11 protein-coding genes are annotated in these 16,005 nt (G+C 53.4%); 4 read left to right on the top strand and 7 right to left on the bottom strand.

From position 1 onward, the window contains the following. Positions 1-75 precede the first annotated feature (75 nt). The 3 genes from C5Y83_RS26215 to C5Y83_RS26205 form a co-directional block, all read right to left on the bottom strand. Positions 76-1,476 carry an RtcB family protein gene (locus tag C5Y83_RS26215; RefSeq protein ID WP_105332751.1) on the bottom strand — a complete coding sequence of 467 codons (1,401 nt, stop codon included), beginning with the start codon at positions 1,474-1,476 and terminating at the stop codon, positions 76-78. A gap of 73 nt (positions 1,477-1,549) precedes the next feature. Beyond that, a complete protein-coding gene (lhgO, locus tag C5Y83_RS26210; protein ID WP_105332750.1) occupies positions 1,550-2,758 on the bottom strand; it encodes an L-2-hydroxyglutarate oxidase in 1,209 nt (402 codons plus the stop codon). Positions 2,759-2,772: 14 nt separating this feature from the next. After that, a complete protein-coding gene (locus C5Y83_RS26205; protein WP_105332749.1) occupies positions 2,773-3,117 on the bottom strand; it encodes an MTH1187 family thiamine-binding protein in 345 nt (114 codons plus the stop codon). Between the two features lie 198 nt (positions 3,118-3,315). On the opposite strand from C5Y83_RS26205, the gene C5Y83_RS26200 reads away from it, so the two are divergent. From C5Y83_RS26200 to tsaD, 3 genes are all read left to right on the top strand, one after another. After that, positions 3,316-4,437 (top strand): DUF1207 domain-containing protein, encoded by a 1,122-nt coding sequence (locus C5Y83_RS26200; protein WP_233207365.1) that lies wholly within the window; start codon positions 3,316-3,318, stop codon positions 4,435-4,437. Positions 4,438-4,592: 155 nt separating this feature from the next. Then, a complete protein-coding gene (locus C5Y83_RS26195; protein WP_105332748.1) occupies positions 4,593-5,933 on the top strand; it encodes a S41 family peptidase in 1,341 nt (446 codons plus the stop codon). An 18-nt stretch (positions 5,934-5,951) separates the two neighbouring features. After that, positions 5,952-6,974 carry a tRNA (adenosine(37)-N6)-threonylcarbamoyltransferase complex transferase subunit TsaD gene (gene tsaD / locus C5Y83_RS26190; RefSeq protein ID WP_105332747.1) on the top strand — a complete coding sequence of 341 codons (1,023 nt, stop codon included), beginning with the start codon at positions 5,952-5,954 and terminating at the stop codon, positions 6,972-6,974. Positions 6,975-7,043: 69 nt separating this feature from the next. Here tsaD and C5Y83_RS26185 read toward each other — a convergent pair whose 3' ends face one another. Continuing rightward, entirely contained in the window at positions 7,044-11,018 is a 3,975-nt protein-coding gene (locus C5Y83_RS26185; protein ID WP_105332746.1) for a hypothetical protein, read from the bottom strand. Between the two features lie 372 nt (positions 11,019-11,390). After that, on the bottom strand, positions 11,391-12,293 hold the full coding sequence (locus tag C5Y83_RS26180; RefSeq protein ID WP_105332745.1) for a hypothetical protein: 903 nt from the start codon (positions 12,291-12,293) through the stop codon (positions 11,391-11,393). Positions 12,294-12,617: 324 nt separating this feature from the next. Between C5Y83_RS26180 and C5Y83_RS26175 the strand changes: the two genes are divergently transcribed. Further along, the gene (locus tag C5Y83_RS26175) at positions 12,618-14,552 is read left to right on the top strand and encodes an SLC13 family permease (protein ID WP_105332744.1); all 1,935 of its coding nucleotides are present in this window, start codon (positions 12,618-12,620) and stop codon (positions 14,550-14,552) included. A gap of 23 nt (positions 14,553-14,575) precedes the next feature. On the opposite strand, the gene C5Y83_RS26170 is transcribed toward C5Y83_RS26175, so the two are convergent. Both C5Y83_RS26170 and C5Y83_RS26165 read right to left on the bottom strand, forming a co-directional pair. Further along, positions 14,576-15,007, bottom strand: coding sequence for a VOC family protein (locus C5Y83_RS26170; RefSeq protein ID WP_105332743.1), 432 nt, complete (start codon positions 15,005-15,007; stop codon positions 14,576-14,578). A gap of 22 nt (positions 15,008-15,029) precedes the next feature. After that, the gene (locus C5Y83_RS26165) at positions 15,030-15,935 is read right to left on the bottom strand and encodes an ion transporter (protein WP_105332742.1); all 906 of its coding nucleotides are present in this window, start codon (positions 15,933-15,935) and stop codon (positions 15,030-15,032) included. Positions 15,936-16,005: the final 70 nt, after the last annotated feature.

Below are 16,005 nucleotides of genomic sequence, written 5' to 3'. Positions count from 1 at the left end.
TTCTAATTTCGATTACCGGAACCAGTCTGAATCATTGGCTACTGTAATCTACTTTAGTCTCAAATGAGAGGGAGCCTAGTCCTCCGCTCGGCTCCCATCTCCACACATTTTAACGATCTTTGGGTCAAAACGTCCTACGATGTCAACCAAATCTCGCTGCGACTCCATAACCTGGTGGATATCCTTATACACCCCAGGGACTTCGTCCGATCCCGCAGACAAGATGTGGACACCTTTTTCCTTCAATTCTTGCCGTGTGTTTTGAATGCGGAACGTATCGTTCGCTTTCTTTCGCGACATGCAGCGACCAGCCCCATGCGAAGCGGAATCGAAGCTCGAGGCTTCTCCCTTCCCGCGAACCACGAAACCAGGGGTCCCCATCGAACCAGGAATCACGCCCAACACTCCTTCACCGGCAGGAGTTGCGCCCTTACGGTGAACGATCATTTCACGATCTCCGTGGGTTTCCTTCCAGGCAAAGTTGTGGTGGTTCTCGACCCCCGCTACGATTTCGGCCCCGACCAATTCGCTTACCAAACGGTGGATCACTTCGTGATTCGCCGCTGCGTAACGTCCCATCAGGTTCATCGCTTCCCAATACTCCTGACCTTCTTCGCTATCGAGCGTTAACCAAGCCAGATTCTTAAGCGATTCGTACTTCTTGGGCAGCTTAGTCCGAGCGATATTGCTGTAGGCGCTGCATACAGCGGCCCCGGGGCCACGGCTTCCGCTATGGCTTAAGAGCGCGACATATTCACCGGGTGCCAAATCGAAACCTTCGCCGGCTGCTTGACCTTCCGAGATCGTCAGAACGCCAAACTCGACAAAATGATTTCCGGAACCAGAAGTTCCCAATTGCTGCCACGCCTTGTCTTTCGATTGACGCGTCACCTTGGTGATGTTCCAGTTCTCGTCCATCACATCATGGTCTTGCGGCTTCTGATGCACCGAGCCAACACCGAAACGCGTTCCTTTTTCCAGCGCACGACAGTAACCATCGAAACGCTCTTCCAAGGAATCGAGTTCCATGTCCAGCACGCTCAACTTCATCCGGCAAGCAATATCGACACCAACCGCATAAGGAACGACCGCACCTTCCAGTGACAAGACGCCACCAATCGGCAGTCCATATCCCAAGTGGGCATCAGGCATCAACGCCGCGCCGGCTGCGTGCGGAAGCTTACAGGCTTCACGCATTTGCGAATGAGCCTGCTCGTCGATGTCTTCACCCCAGGTGCGATACCCTACATTTTCGTGTAGTGGTTCAACCGTTGGATCTTCCACCAGCACAGATGCGAAATCGCCATAACAGGGATCGCTTACAAATTGATCGGGAGCCGCCAAGACTTCCTTCACTTGGCGTTTCAGATCGGCCCCGCGCAGCTTGTTCTTCGTCGCCGAGCTCGACACTGCCTTGACGGCTTCGTTCAATGCGTATTCAGGAACACCCAGCTGGGTCAGTTGACGACGATTCATGATCTCTTTCCTCGTTACTTGTCGATTCATTCTATGAACGACATAGTCGCGATTGCTAAGGTAAAGGTTCACGCTAGGCGGTCAAAACATCTCGCAGTTGATCCGCGATCATCGCTCCAATGTTTAGGGAAGAGGTAGCCGCCGGGCTGGGCGCGTTAAGAACATGAATAAAACGCCCTTCACGTTGAATTACGAAATCATCGACCAAAGTCCCATCTGGCCGAAGTGCCTGAGCACGAACACCGGCCGGTGCTGCGATCAAGTCCTGAGCACGCACCGCTGGAATCAGTCGCTGTAGCGATTGGAGGAACGCCGAGCGAAACCAAGATCGCTTTAGTTCTTCGAGTCCCATCCCCCAATGCTTAACAGCTAAACGATGTAGCCCGCGATACCTTAGTATTTCCCATAGGTCCGACCAATTAATGTTCCATTTGCTATAGCCTTCCCGAGCGAAGGCCAGCACTGCGTTCGGACCGCACTCAATCGTGCCGTGCGTGGTGCGGGTGAAGTGCACACCGAGGAATGGAAACCCTGGATCGGGGACTGGGTAAATCAGATTACGACACAGGTGTTGTGACTCGTCGGTGAGATCGTAGTATTCACCTCGGAACGGTACGATTTTAACCTCGGGCTGCTGCCCACACATTTTGGCAACCCGATCGCTCTGTAAACCGGCACAGTTAACCAGAAGTCGCGTTCGCCAGGTACCTGCTGTCGATTCGACGACGATTTCCGAATCCTTTGTGACGACGTGAGTGACCTTGCAGCCGGTAAGTACCTTGCCGCCACGCTCCTGAATCAGTTCACAAAGGCGAAAACAAACCCGGCGGTAATCAACGATCCCCGCATCTTTTACATGTAGGGCCGCGATACCGTGGCAATAAGGTTCGAACGCACGAAGACGATCAGCATCAAGCTTCTCGCACGCAACCCCGTTTCGGACGCCCCGCTCGAAAAGCTCGTTCAATCTCGGCAGTTCTGCTTCTTCGGTGGCGACGATTACTTTGCCGCAGACTTCGTGTGGGATATCGTGCTGCCCACAGAAGTCGAGCATCAACTGGCGACCTTCTCGGCAATTGATCGCCTTGAGTGAGCCAGAACGGTAGTAGATACCAGAGTGCAAGACACCGGAATTTCGGCCTGACTGATGTTGTGCGAGGACTTTCTCTTTTTCCAGAACAACGATCTCGCGGTCAGGATATCGCTGTGAGATTTGGTAGGCGGTCGCGAGTCCCACGATTCCGCCTCCGACGATCACAACATCGCACTCCGGCGAGTTCATAGGGTGCTTCTTTCTTATTGATCTTCGCTGGAGGTCGCGCCTCCTTCGACAAGCGTCTTGAGTGGTACATCTACCTTCTCGATGACGCTCTTTACTTTGGAATCAAGTCGACCTTGGTATCCCTTACGGTAATCGAGCTTGGCGGTACATGTGACACGATCACAATCTTCCGCCATCGCTTCTAAACATTTTTGTAGCACGGCTAGCACTTCACTGACTTCGCCTTCAATGATGGTACCCATCGCATGCAAACGATAGTCGAGTCCGCTAGCAGCGATGATCTTCAGGCTGCGTGCGACGTACTCGCTGACAGAATCTCCTTTATTTAAGGGAGACATGCTGAATTCTAAGAGAACCATTGCGACCTCTGTGCATCTAATCTGGGAGTTCGACCCCAATTACTTTACCAATACACTATTTCGATGGAAACTGACCTTGGGAGTCGAGAACCACATCGGTACACTTCGCGGTCATCCTCGGTGCCGAAATTGCCGATAAACCCATGCATCGCGATTACAACACCTGAAGCGACTATGCGGACGACTACCCATTTTGCGATGAACCAACCTCTCCGAACCACTCTGAACTCCTTATTGCTCACGCTCGTGCTGCCGTTGGTGGCTCACGCGCAGACGCAATCAGGTTGGCCAGACCCGGAGAACATGTTTCCCGCACAACGATCGCAGTACCTGCAGCCGATTCTTGATTTTCCCACGGACGATCGCGAATCACAACTCACCACGGTTGCTTATCAAAGCCCGCTTGGTCAACCAGCGACGAATGAAGGCGAACTCTCGCTCATCAGCCCGCGGGGTGAAGCGGAATGGATCGAACCGGAGTACACACGGCGGGCTTTCCCCGACCATGTCTACGATCGTCCACTTGGAGATGTCGTTGACACGACTCCCTATGAGTGGACTCTTCTCCCAGCTGGCCCCGTCTACAAATCGTACATGGCCGGCGTGAAAGAATCGCGACTATCGGCTCATCTGATGAAGATCACGGACGACAACTGGATGCTTGACGGCACTCTTGGTGGCCGTTTTGGCGTGATGCGTTGGGGACGTGACTCCGCGACTGGCTTTCTGGCGGAAGGTGTTCAATGGGATATCGAGGGCTCAGCCCAAGTCCGTCTCGACATCCCAGAAGAAGTTGACGTTCGTGCCGTCGATTTTCGAGCAGGTACACAGCTGACGTGGAGTTATGCCGATAACCCGGCTCATCGTTCACGGTTTGGTTACTACCACTTGAGTTCGCACCTGGGGGACGAATTCTTGTTGAAGAATCCAACCTATCCACGTTTGAACTACGCTCACGACTTGTTGATCTTCGGTCACTCGTATTACATCACGCCGAAATTGCGTGTTTACGGAGAAGTCGGCTGGGCGTTTTATCACCTGGTGGCTGATCCCTGGGAATTTCAGTTCGGTGTCGAATGGGCTCCGACTCGGGCGACCGGGTTCTGGGGCGAACCATTCCTGGCGGTGGGTTGCCACCTGCGAGAAGAAGTCAATTTCGGCGGTAGCTTTGTCGTGCAAACTGGTTGGGCGTGGGTTGGGGAAATTCCTGGTCGGACGTTCCGCATGGGATTGCATTACCACAACGGCGACAGCACCCAAAACTCGTTCTACAACAACTTTGAACAGCAGATCGGCTTTGGCATCTGGTACGACTTCTAAGCCTTTCTACCCTGAATACTCCCTTCTTGCGGCGATTGAAACCTTTCAATTGCCGCAAGTTGCGGGGAAATCTATAATTTCCTCGTACCTTCTTCTCTCGCTATCAACGAATTAGCGCGAGCTTCGTAGACCCGCATTGGTGAGGATCGATCTCCATGCTGTGGAAATTCTCTGGCCTGATCGCCCTGTCCCTGCTGCTGATCACCGCTCCCCTCACTGCTGCCGAAGTTTCGAAGAGTGAAGATCCAACCGATCCAGACAATGTATATGCCAACGTCGACGAAGAGTACGTCGAGCTCATTCAGTTGTTTGCAGATACTCTCGATCAGGTCGACCGTAATTACGTAAAGGACGTCGATCGTCGCGAGCTCATGGAAGCGGCGATCCGAGGCGTCATCTCCAAGCTAGACCCTTACTCCAACTACATTGCTCCTAACGACTTAGAACGCTTCCGCACAGGCGTCGAGAATGAATTTGGGGGGATTGGAATCCAGGTCTCGACGCGCGACGGGCACTTGGTGGTGACCAGTCCGCTGATTGGAACTCCCGCTTACGAAGCCGGTATTATCGCTGGCGATCGAATCACCCACATCGAAGGGGATAAGACTGAGGGTATCACGATCGATGATGCCGTGAAGAAGCTCAAGGGCCCCGTTGGCACCAGCGTCACTATGACAGTTTACCACCCAACCTCTTTCGAGAGCGAAGACATCACCGTTCGCCGCGAGATGGTCCAAATCGAGACCGTGATGGGCGATCAGCGGAACGAGGGGGGTGACTGGGACTTCATGTTCGATCACGAGAACAAGATTGGTTACATCCGCATCTCTTCCTTCAGCCGCCACACTGCGGACGATCTCCGGCACGCGATTGCCGGATTGCTAGATGACGGCATGAAAGGTCTGGTTCTCGATCTGCGATCAAACCCAGGCGGTTTGCTCACATCGGCGGTCGAGATCAGTGACATGTTCATCGAAGATGGCAAAATCGTCAGTACCGAAGGTCGAAACTCTCCCAAAAGGGTTTGGACTGCCGAAAAAGAGGGGACGTTGCCCGATTTTCCCTTGGTCGTATTGATCGATCACTACAGCGCCAGTGCCAGCGAAATTCTCTCGGCCTGTCTCCAGGACCACGACCGAGCAATCATCATGGGTGAACGAAGTTGGGGCAAGGGAAGCGTTCAGAACATCATCGAGCTCGAAGAAGGCAAGAGCGCCTTGAAACTCACGACAGCTGGCTATCAGCGTCCAAGCGGTGAAAAAATCCATCGTTTTGAGGGAGATACCGAGGCCGATAAGTGGGGCGTTTCACCCGACGATGGCTTCGACGTGAAAATGAATCGCGAACAGAAGGCTGGCTACCATACCTACCGTCGCCTACGAGATATGGATACGATCATTCCACACCCCCCTGCTCCAGAACCGGAACTTTCCGAAATCGACCCGGTCTTGAGCAAGGCTTTGGAAACTCTGAAGTCGAAGACTTCATCGTCCTAACCTCGTTATCTCGCCATCATGAAAATCCTGACGATCGAATCCACGTGTGATGAGACCGCTGCTGCTGTGATTACGGATGAACTTGACGTTCTCTCGTCGGTGGTCGCTTCCCAAGATGAACTTCACCAGCGGTTTGCAGGCGTCGTGCCTGAAATCGCTGCCCGAGCCCACCTCGAACGCTGTCTTCCGGTCATTCATGAGGCGGTCCGAAAGGCCGATATCGAGCTCACCGATATCGATGCGGTAGCGGTCGCGAATATGCCAGGACTAGCTGGCTCGCTTCTCGTCGGCGTCACCGCCGCCAAAACGCTTGCCTGGCTTCTCGACAAGCCACTGATCGGCATAAACCACTTGCAAGGACACATTTACGCCTGCCAGGTGGCCTTCAAGAAGCCGATCTTTCCTTGCATTGGGCTAATCATCAGCGGTGGGCACTCGACGATTTACCATTGCCGCAGTGCGTTCGATTTCGAACCTCTCGGCGGTACGATCGATGACGCGGCTGGAGAGTCTTTCGACAAGGTCGCGTCCATGCTGGGACTCCCCTACCCAGGCGGGCCAGCATTGTCGAAATGTGCGTTAAACGGCGACCCGAAGGCGTTCGCGTTCCCTCGCCCATTCCTGAACGATTCATCACGCCTTGATTTCAGCTTCAGCGGTCTTAAAACAGCTGTTCGTTACGAAATCGCCGGTGCGGGTGCGGTCGACTTTAAATCTTTAGAGATCGACGACCAGCGGAAAGCAGATATCGCAGCCAGCTTTGAGCAAGCCGTAGTCGATTGTCTGGTTGGTAAGACCATCCTGGCAATGCAGAAGTCGGGAATTCAGCGGGTATGCGTCGGGGGCGGTGTTGCAGCCAACCGACGGTTCCGTGAAGCACTCGAGAATCGAGTAGCCGAAGAGGGTGGCGAACTGTTAATCGCCCCAATGAATCTGTGCACCGACAATGCCGTACTAGGTGCTATTGCAATTGAAAAAATAAAAGCCGGGCAGGTCGATGATCTTTCGCTCGACGCCGTGCCCGGCTTGATTCGTTCTTAACGATTCCGCGTTGGCAGCCATCGCGTTTGCACCGAAGGCTGCCGCGCTTTGCTAGTGATCGCGGTCTTCTTAGAAGATACCGCCACCACCACCAACGCCACCGCCGAGGCCGCCACCGATACCGGTGTTACCGCCCGTCGTTCCGTTATTACCCGTGTTGGTACCACTGAACGTGTACGAGGTGACTTCACCAATCGAGGAGAACAACGGCGTACCGTTGAAGCGGACGTAACGTCGATCTGCGGAAACCACCGCGAAGGCCGAGAAGTTAGCACCTTCCGGCAGCGTGGTGATCACAGGGCGATAACCCACCGAGTTTCGCACACGACGCACGAAATCGTTCGAGTTGTTGTTGACGTCCGAAACGTACTCTTCCGCGGCGTACGACGACTCCGAGATCTGCTCTAACTTACGGGCAACAATCTCACGGGTCATCGCGACCTGGGTTTCGACAGCAACTTTGACTTGCTGCTCGGACAAGCTCTCGGTTCTACGCCCCTCTGGGACGTTGAACGTGATGAAAGCACCATCCTTACCGAGTTCCAATTGCTGTCGTTCGTGATGTTGATTCTCGGTACCGTAGTTGGTGAAGACGTCCACGGTGATCTTACCAGCGGTCACGTCACCCCACACTTTGCGGACGAGCATCTTATAGTCACCCTTGAAGCCCTTGGGCACAACGTACAGTTCGTAAGCACCTTCCGTTCCGGCATCACCTAGCGACGAGGCTGCGTCACCGAGGAACACACCACCAGAGATGGTGCGAGGATTATGCTGCGAGCAAACGCTGCCGCTTGGCTCTTCAACGATCAGGTCGAGGTCCGATTCACCCGACCAAGTCACTTTCACGATCGCATCACGAACCAGAGCATCACGGATCTGGGAATCAAAGGTCTTTGCATCCTTGACTCGCTCGTCAGCGACCATTTGACGCAGAAGGGCAACGGCCGTTCGGTAAGCTTCGTCCCGAATGCCCGAGCTATCCTTGGGCCATTCCTGCGACAGGATACCAACACAAGCCCAACGAATCGCATCTTCATCGTCGAGTTGTTGAGCCACTTTCAAACCCAAAGCGTATGGCTCGGGACGAAGTGGTTCCATCTGTGAAACGTCCTGGTAGATCTTCAAAGCCCGAGCGTCGATGTTCATACGCGACATCAAGTCGGCGATCACCAACATGTGGTTCGGACCGCTGGAGAAATCGATCGCACTCATCAACGCACGTTCAATTTCAGGTTTCGGCGAATGGTTCAGCTCTAAAGCCAAGCCCATTGCTTCATACATCCAAGGTTGGATCTGACCGTGACGAAGTGCCACTTGAATCAGGTCAGCCGCATCGCTGTAACGCTTGGTTGCCATGCAGCGGCGAACTTCCGATCGAACAGCGGCAGCAGGCACGTCTTCACCGGATTCGAAGGCTCGCACCCAAGCTTGAGGACGAGTTTCTCCTTCTTTGACTTCCAGAACGTACTGCGACTTTGCTTCTTCGGTGGCTGGTTCATCAGCAGCAACTTTGGCAGCTTCGACTTCGTCGATCTTGGCAACCGACTTTTCGTCAGCGACAGCGAAGACACCGCCACCACCGCCGTTCATGCCGCCGCCCATGCCGCCCATGCCGCCGCCGCCCATGCCGCCCATACCGCCGCCGCCCATACCGCCACCCATGCCACCACCACCCATGGTGCCGACACGAGCAGAAACAGGAAGGACGAGGTCAGCCACTGGATACACTTTCGTGATCAGTTCGGCATCGGCTTCGTCTTGCGTGGTGATCATCAGCACTTCGTTGGCCACGATGTACGTCAGTTCTAATTCTTTCAGCATCAGGCGAAGGGCCGAGCGGAGCGAAATCCCTTCAATGTTTCGAGTGACCGGCATATCGGAGGTCAGACCCATGTCTTCCAAGGCACGGTTGTCGATTTGAATCTCGATTCCGTGCAAGGTCTTCAGGTAACCGACCACTTCTTCGAGGGGCGTATCGATGAACTGAATCTTGGTTTCTGCATCCAATTGCTGGAAGATCTTCTGTTCAGCCGTACCGGTTGAAGCCAAGTCGACCGAGCCGTATTTCTCCTTGCGGTAATAAATCTCTTCCCAGAAATCGGCGTCTGGATAGACGATCGGTGGTTCGTCTGGGAACGGAACACTCGAGATTTCGGACTGCATCAACGTTGCAATGTAGCGGTTGTAACGCTGTTCACGCAGGGCCATAGTTTCGCGATAAGTACCGACGATTTCCGCGTTCTGATAGCCAGCCACAGCCGCCTGATTGTTTGGATCCATTGCGCGGACAGTGATCGCGGCGTCGCGAGCTTCGACGTACTTACCTTCGTCCATCAAAGCGTCGAACATTTCCATGATGACGCGAGCACGATCTTCGTCCCGGATCAACTTCTCAGTTAGAGCCTGGCGTTCGCGAGCAATCGCTTCGCGTTCGGCAGCCGCGTTTCGTCGGCTTTCGACCACCACGGTCAGACCTTGAGCTTTTCGCAGAGAAGCCACAATTTGATTTCTCAAACGAGCACGGATATCGCCGCTCAGGTCAGGAGCACGTTCCAGCTGATCCAGCAACAGCTTCAGAGCGTTGCTGACACCTTCTGGGTTCGAGCCCATGTCTTCGTTCGCTTGACGCAGTTGCTCGGTGATCTCGGCCACGATAACCTGCTCGGTACGAGCTCGATTGAGGTCCGATTCTCGCAGGAATGCTCCATCGTCGCTTCCACCCAACGTCAGTGGTGCGGACGCATCGTCCGATGCTTCGTCCGCTTGGTAGGCAACGAAGTGAACTGGAATCTGGCGAGCCGAAGCACCACGATCAACCGGAGGCTTTTCATCGGTCTTCTTTTCTTCGGTGTCGGTCTTCTTCGCAGCTTCGACGATCGATTGAGCACGTGGATGATTAGGATCGATTTCCAAAGCGGCCTTTGCCAAACGAGCAGCACCTTCTTTGTCACCGATTGCCAAGGCTTGGCTGCCCAAGCGAGCATATTCTTCCGCGGAAGCCATCAAGAAGCTGGCCGTTTCCCGCAGACCAGCGGAACCGACCGTCGGCAGCATCAGGCCGTCGTCTTTGCGAGCAATCTCCATCAGCTGAGGTAGGTAAGCGTGGTCATCCGAAGATTCCTCGGGCTTAGCAACCCAGGTCTTGGCAAACGCTCCACTTGCTTTCAAGTCAACGCTGACTGGCGAACCGGTTGGAGCGTTTTCTTCCAAAACACCAACGACTATCGTATCGCGATCAGCTCGCATTGGTGGGAATTGCTTTGGATAAGCTTCGGCAACATTGGCCGAGTATTTGGCGGAAACAGGCCAAACAACTTCTGTACTGGCGATGGCCGCCAAGCGAACGCCCACTTCTTCTGGCGTCACTTCGTTGTTGTCGACCAGAACCATCCCACCTGATTGATTGGCAAGCGTGGCCAAAACTTCAACATCGCGTTGCGGGCCGATGGCCAGTGAGTTGAAAGCCACTTTGTTATCACGCAATTCTGCGACCAAAGCGGAGAACTCGTTCGTCGAAAGATAATTGGCCCGGCTACTACCATCGCCGATGTAGACGATCGAGCGGTTCAGCTTTTGATTCTTCGAGAACGAGGCGATGGAGTCGTCGACCAGGGCAGCCAAGTCGGTAGCTCCGAGCGGAGTTCGTTTCTCAAGTTCAGCGATGGCCGCATCCGCTTCGGCGCTTTGAGGCGCCACAAACGATTTGGTCAAATGAATGCCATATAGGTCGCCGGCGAGTACCTGAACCTGACAATCGGCTGGCAGGGCCTTCAAAATTGCCTTTGCTGTGGCAATCGAATCATTACGAAAGGCAGCAGCTTGGCTCGCGGAGGTATCAATCAACACCACGACTTCCGAGGGCGTTGCCACTGGCTCTTCATCCAGCGAAACACTCATCGCGAAGTAACGGGGACCTGCGGCTTGTTGATACGTGGCAACTTTCGGGGCATCCGCCGCCGTAGCCGGTGCCATCAACGCAAAGGTCAGCCCGATTGCCAAGAATGCCGAGAGACACTGCTCGAAGTGCTCACGCTTAGGCATAGTCGAAACTCCAAAATTAGAAATCGTGAGAAGTGTTGTTTGTTGCGACTCTGTTCCCGAACGGCCGCAAAAAGACTGGCTTTTCAGCCCGATTCGCTTCAAAAAACGGTTTCACAGGCGAAATACTCATGACCGCGCAGGGATTGCGGCCCAGTCTGAACCCTAATTCTATTTCCCGGCTGCAAATGCTGCCACCAAAAAACCATGAATCCCGCTAAGTTTAGCTGGATTAACATTTTGTGAAAATAGATGAAACGGGTACTTCCTGCGGGACTACCCACTATGGGTAATATCCCTTGGCCACAAATGGGCCAAGGGAGCGTAATGCTCCCTCGGATAGATAATCATAAGTTATTATCTGGAATGGACTTCCTAGAATCGAAAGAATTCTCGCAGTTGAGCAACTCGTTCGACCCGCAGCAGATGGTTTTCCTTCACATACCGATTCCAAATTGGCGAAGATGCGGCCTGCCACGCGCGATTCGCCTGCGATGCCAACTGCATGACTTCAATTTCACCGGCCGCTACCGAGCGTACTGATTCGCGGATCCAATCTTTTACCACTTCCGGTACGGCTGGCTCGGTTACGTCCTTAGCCAACATTGTAGGATCGAGCCGAACGGGCACCACGTCACTATTTTCGTGCACGTAAACCACGGTAAGATCATCCGTTACGAAAACAAACCAGTCATAAACTTCCGGCTCGAAGTAGCAGTTGTATTCCTCGTAACCATAAGGATCGAGCGGAAATTGAGCGAACTCCGCTTCCAACTGTAAAGCGATGTCTTCGCCCGTGTGGATTTGAGGAAGGTCATCCAAAGAAATGACATCTTCGGCATGGACATTCCCCGAATTGGGCAAAGCAGTCCCTAACCAAGCAGCCACAAAATCGCTGGATATTGCCTCGATCTGCTGACGGGCCTCATCAAAGTACTCCATTTGAGAAGCGAGCGATTGGGTCGTCGTCGCGATATGAGTGGGGTTGTTAGCAAAGAGAGCTTCCCATTTCGCAATAATGTCGTCTGCTAACTCCTGATTTTCGACAGGCTGAGAGATTTCGGCGAACGTGTGATCTGGGACAACGCTCCAATCAACGGGCGGACGACGCAATGCCTCTGCGATCCGAAACTCCAACTCAGGGTGGAAATCTGCGTTCATACGAACACTGACAATCGATTCGTGCGGGGCAATCTCAGCAGCAGAAACAGATCCCGCGTATCCAGCATGGCCAATCACGGCGGCCAGAAGTAGCAAAAGAGTTTTGCGAATGGTCATCCTCTGTATCCTCCCAGAGTTCTTCGATAGAACGCGACAAGGAAAGATAGGAATTCCTTGCGTCGCGTATTTGGTGGGCAATTTAGATAGAATAGGGTATCGGTGACTTTAAATTGCACCCATTAGTAGCATTGAATAAGAGAGGCAAATTGGGCGAATGTGATGCCGTCACATTCCGCACCTTTTTTCACAATGCCAAACTTGCCCATAACCGACATCTCATAGTATGCCCCCCACTACCAGTGTTCACCGCTCGATAGAGAATAGGTGAAGCCTGCTCGCCAGACGCCTGACTGGCGGTTCCCCTTAAGATTGCGTTAATCAATGGACCTACTCGAAGCTGCCCATCCCTGGATTGCGATCGCTACAACGATTGGCGTATTTCTGACCATTCAATTCGTTCGACGCGTGCCCGTCGATCTCTTGTTCTTGCTCGCACTCTGTTTCGTTACCTTGACCGGAGTCATCGATCCCAAAACGGCCGTCGCAGGGTTCTCGAGTCGCGCGGTCATCGCGATCAGTGCATTGCTGGTAGTCTCAGCCGGACTTCGCAAGACGGGCGTCTTGGATTGGATTGGTTCAAAGATCCTCGGTCGGGCGACCAACGAACGATCCGCATTACTACGCTTGACGGGGCCAATCGTCCTCTCAGCGGCATTTGTTCTTAATACGGCATTAGTCGCTATGATGATGCCGGTGATCATCGACTGGTGCCGTCAACGCAACCTTTCTCCTTCCAAACTTCTGCTGCCGTTAAGCTATCTCACCATCCTCGGTGGCGTCTGCACGTTGATCGGTACAAGCACCACTCTGGTCGTCAACGAAAAGCTACGCGATAGTGTTACTGAGGTCGAACGTGAGATCTTTCAGTTGGAAGCCAAAATCGCAACTGCTCAGCCAGACGCCAAGCCAGCGCTAAAAGGTGTCCTGGCTCAGCGCCAGATGATTCTCTCGAAAGTCCAACCGATGGGTTTCTTCGAGATCAGCTACATCGGTGTGCCGTGCGCTTTGGTGGGCAGCTTGTATATGCTACTCATCGGACAACGGTTCCTCCCTGGCCGACGCGATATCATCGAACAACTTGGCGATCAGAAACGGGAATACCTGATCGAGATGCAGGTCTTACCGGAATGCCCGCTGATTAACCGGACCGTCGAAGATGCCGGCCTCCGAAATTTGCATGGTTTGTTTCTTATCGAAATCGATCGTGACGGCGATATCATTACGCCAGTAACGCCGCGCGACTTTATACGATCCGGAGATCGCTTGGTGTTTACCGGCCTGGTGAGCACCATCGTTGACTTGGAGAAGATTCCCGGCTTGATCCCTGCCGCCGATCGTACCTACGAGTTCCATCCGCAATCACGTGTCCAACGTCACTTAACGGAAGTCGTACTCTCGCCATCATCGCCACTGGTCGGAACAACCGTACGAAAGGCCAACTTTCGTCAACTTTATAACGCGGCAGTTGTTGCCGTGCATCGAAACGGCGAACGACTCCCAAACAAGATTGGTAACATCATTCTCGAAGTAGGCGACACGCTGCTTCTGCAAACTCGGAGCGATTTTGTGACACAGCATCGCAACAATCGCGATTTCTACTTGGTCAGCAGTGTCGATAACGCCGAACCGCGGCGACACGATCGGGCTTTATTATCGGGCGGCCTAATGATCGGCCTGATCGTTTGGCTCTGCCTTACATCGCTACTAGTAACTTTTGGAATCTCGGGCGGTTGGGCTAGTCCAGCCATCGCTGCTACGACGGTCGCGAGTCTCATGATTTTGACGCGTTGCTTGTCACCTACGGAAGCCAGGTCGGCTCTTGATATTCAGGTCATCGTCACAATTGCTGCCGCTCTCGGACTGGGGAATGCCCTCTGGGAAAGTGGAGCGGCGCAAATGATTGCTGAGGCACTTGTCCGTCTCGTCGGTACCCAGCCGTACATGTTGTTGATTGTGATCTACCTAATGACCGTGCTTTTCACGGAAACCATCACCAATACGGCCGTTGCTGCGATCCTTCTCCCAGTCGCCGTAGCCGTTGCCGAGCAAAGTGGCGCCAATCCGCGGCCCTTTATCATTGCCATCGCGATTGGGGCTTCGATGGCATTTCTAACACCGATCGGCTATCAAACAAACTTGATGGTGATGGGCCCTGGTGGTTACACGCCGCGTGATTATCTGAAGTCGGGTATTCCTTTGGCTATCCTCATGGCGATCACCGCGATCACGTTGATTCCAAAGATTTGGACCTTCTGATGAAATCTTCGCGTGGCGGATTATCAGGGAATAATCAAGCTGCCATCTTCGTTGAATTCAAACGCACCGTAGGCTACCTCCCAGAGATAGCCATCCAAGTCGGAAAAATAGCCTGAGTAGCCTCCCCAGAACGTATCTTGGCCAGGCTTTTCGATCTTGCCACCGGCTGCTTCAGCTTGGCTCAAGATGCGATCGACGTCCTCTTTCTTCCGAACATTGTGCGCCAGAGCGATTCCAGGGAACTTCGACTTCTGCTCCCCTACCCACGCCTCGCCAACATCCTCGGCCAGTTTGTCGAACGGGTACAAAGCCAAGCATGTTCCCGTTGTCTTGAAGAAAACGACCCCGCGTTCTCCGGTCCAAGTCGTGGGAATCCCAAGCCCGTCGCGGTAAAAGGCCAGGGCCTTGGCAAGGTCTGAGACACCGAGCGTTATCAGGCTTATGCGAGGTTCCATGAAACCAACTTTCGAAATGAGTTCAATGCGATGCTGGAAGAGGTTCCTCGTCGTCTTCTTGCTGAGCTAATTCTTCCTCTTCCTCCTGGGCCGCTTCGTCTTCATCATCGGTTGTCCCGATATCTTTGAATTGCTCTTCCAGCTTTTCGTGCTTGCGACGAATACGATCGAACTGTTCCAGTGGATCAAAATCAGGGTCAGCAGCCTCGGCAAAAACCTTATCGAAGCTACTTGTTATCGCACTGAAGCAAGCCATAAAGATGGCTAATCCTCCGATCATGTAGGCCATCACGATCGCCTTCCCAGCGGTAGACTCAGGCGACATATCTCCATAGCCAACTGTGGTTCCGGTAACTTCCAAGAACCAGGCAATCGTAAAGAGACTGCGGAATTCCTCTTGATGCATTCCTTCGACTTCAAACAACGCAAAAGTCGTGAAGAAAATCATCATCAGCATTGCTAGAAACAACGGACGCAAATTCCAGTACGATCGAAAGAAGCCCAGAGCCATGAGTTGCAGTCCGCGTGAATAACGGAAGAACTTCAGCATCCGCAGCACACGCAACGTTCGAATCAAATGCAAATAGGGGCCAATACCCGGAATGAAGCCAATCCAAAATGGCACGATCGAAATCAAGTCAATTATCCCGAAGGCCGTTATCGGATAGAAGCCACGGCCAGAGTTTCGCAAGCAGCGGACAATGTATTCCAGTGTGAAGATCAGGGCAACGATGCGTTCGGACCACAGAAAGATCGGAGCTGACCGATGGCTGTCCACTTCGGGATAGAACTGACACTCGATTGCCAGCATGATCACGCTGTACCATACCAATGGGACAACAAATCGATCGACAACATCAATGATGTTCTTCAGAATGGGACTACGCTGCTCGGATGGCGGTTCGGCTACCGGGGCAGGTGTGCTCATAGTTTCTCCTTAAGTCGCGTGCGACTTGTTCCTTCTTCAAATCGCCTGTTTCATGTGACCACATCGTAAC

The organism is Blastopirellula marina (assembly GCF_002967765.1).
Classification (GTDB): Bacteria; Planctomycetota; Planctomycetia; order Pirellulales; family Pirellulaceae; genus Bremerella; species Bremerella marina_A.
Note: the sequence above shows the minus strand (reverse complement) of the source record. Positions and strands in the feature narration are given on the sequence as shown.

Coding starts and splice junctions, on each gene's coding strand:
- C5Y83_RS26215 (WP_105332751.1), bottom strand. CDS start 1,476: ATGAATCGTCGTCAACTGACCCAGCTGGGTGTTCCTGAATACGCATTG.
- lhgO (WP_105332750.1), bottom strand. CDS start 2,758: ATGAACTCGCCGGAGTGCGATGTTGTGATCGTCGGAGGCGGAATCGTG.
- C5Y83_RS26205 (WP_105332749.1), bottom strand. CDS start 3,117: ATGGTTCTCTTAGAATTCAGCATGTCTCCCTTAAATAAAGGAGATTCT.
- C5Y83_RS26200 (WP_233207365.1), top strand. CDS start 3,316: ATGAACCAACCTCTCCGAACCACTCTGAACTCCTTATTGCTCACGCTC.
- C5Y83_RS26195 (WP_105332748.1), top strand. CDS start 4,593: ATGCTGTGGAAATTCTCTGGCCTGATCGCCCTGTCCCTGCTGCTGATC.
- tsaD (WP_105332747.1), top strand. CDS start 5,952: ATGAAAATCCTGACGATCGAATCCACGTGTGATGAGACCGCTGCTGCT.
- C5Y83_RS26185 (WP_105332746.1), bottom strand. CDS start 11,018: ATGCCTAAGCGTGAGCACTTCGAGCAGTGTCTCTCGGCATTCTTGGCA.
- C5Y83_RS26180 (WP_105332745.1), bottom strand. CDS start 12,293: ATGACCATTCGCAAAACTCTTTTGCTACTTCTGGCCGCCGTGATTGGC.
- C5Y83_RS26175 (WP_105332744.1), top strand. CDS start 12,618: ATGGACCTACTCGAAGCTGCCCATCCCTGGATTGCGATCGCTACAACG.
- C5Y83_RS26170 (WP_105332743.1), bottom strand. CDS start 15,007: ATGGAACCTCGCATAAGCCTGATAACGCTCGGTGTCTCAGACCTTGCC.
- C5Y83_RS26165 (WP_105332742.1), bottom strand. CDS start 15,935: ATGAGCACACCTGCCCCGGTAGCCGAACCGCCATCCGAGCAGCGTAGT.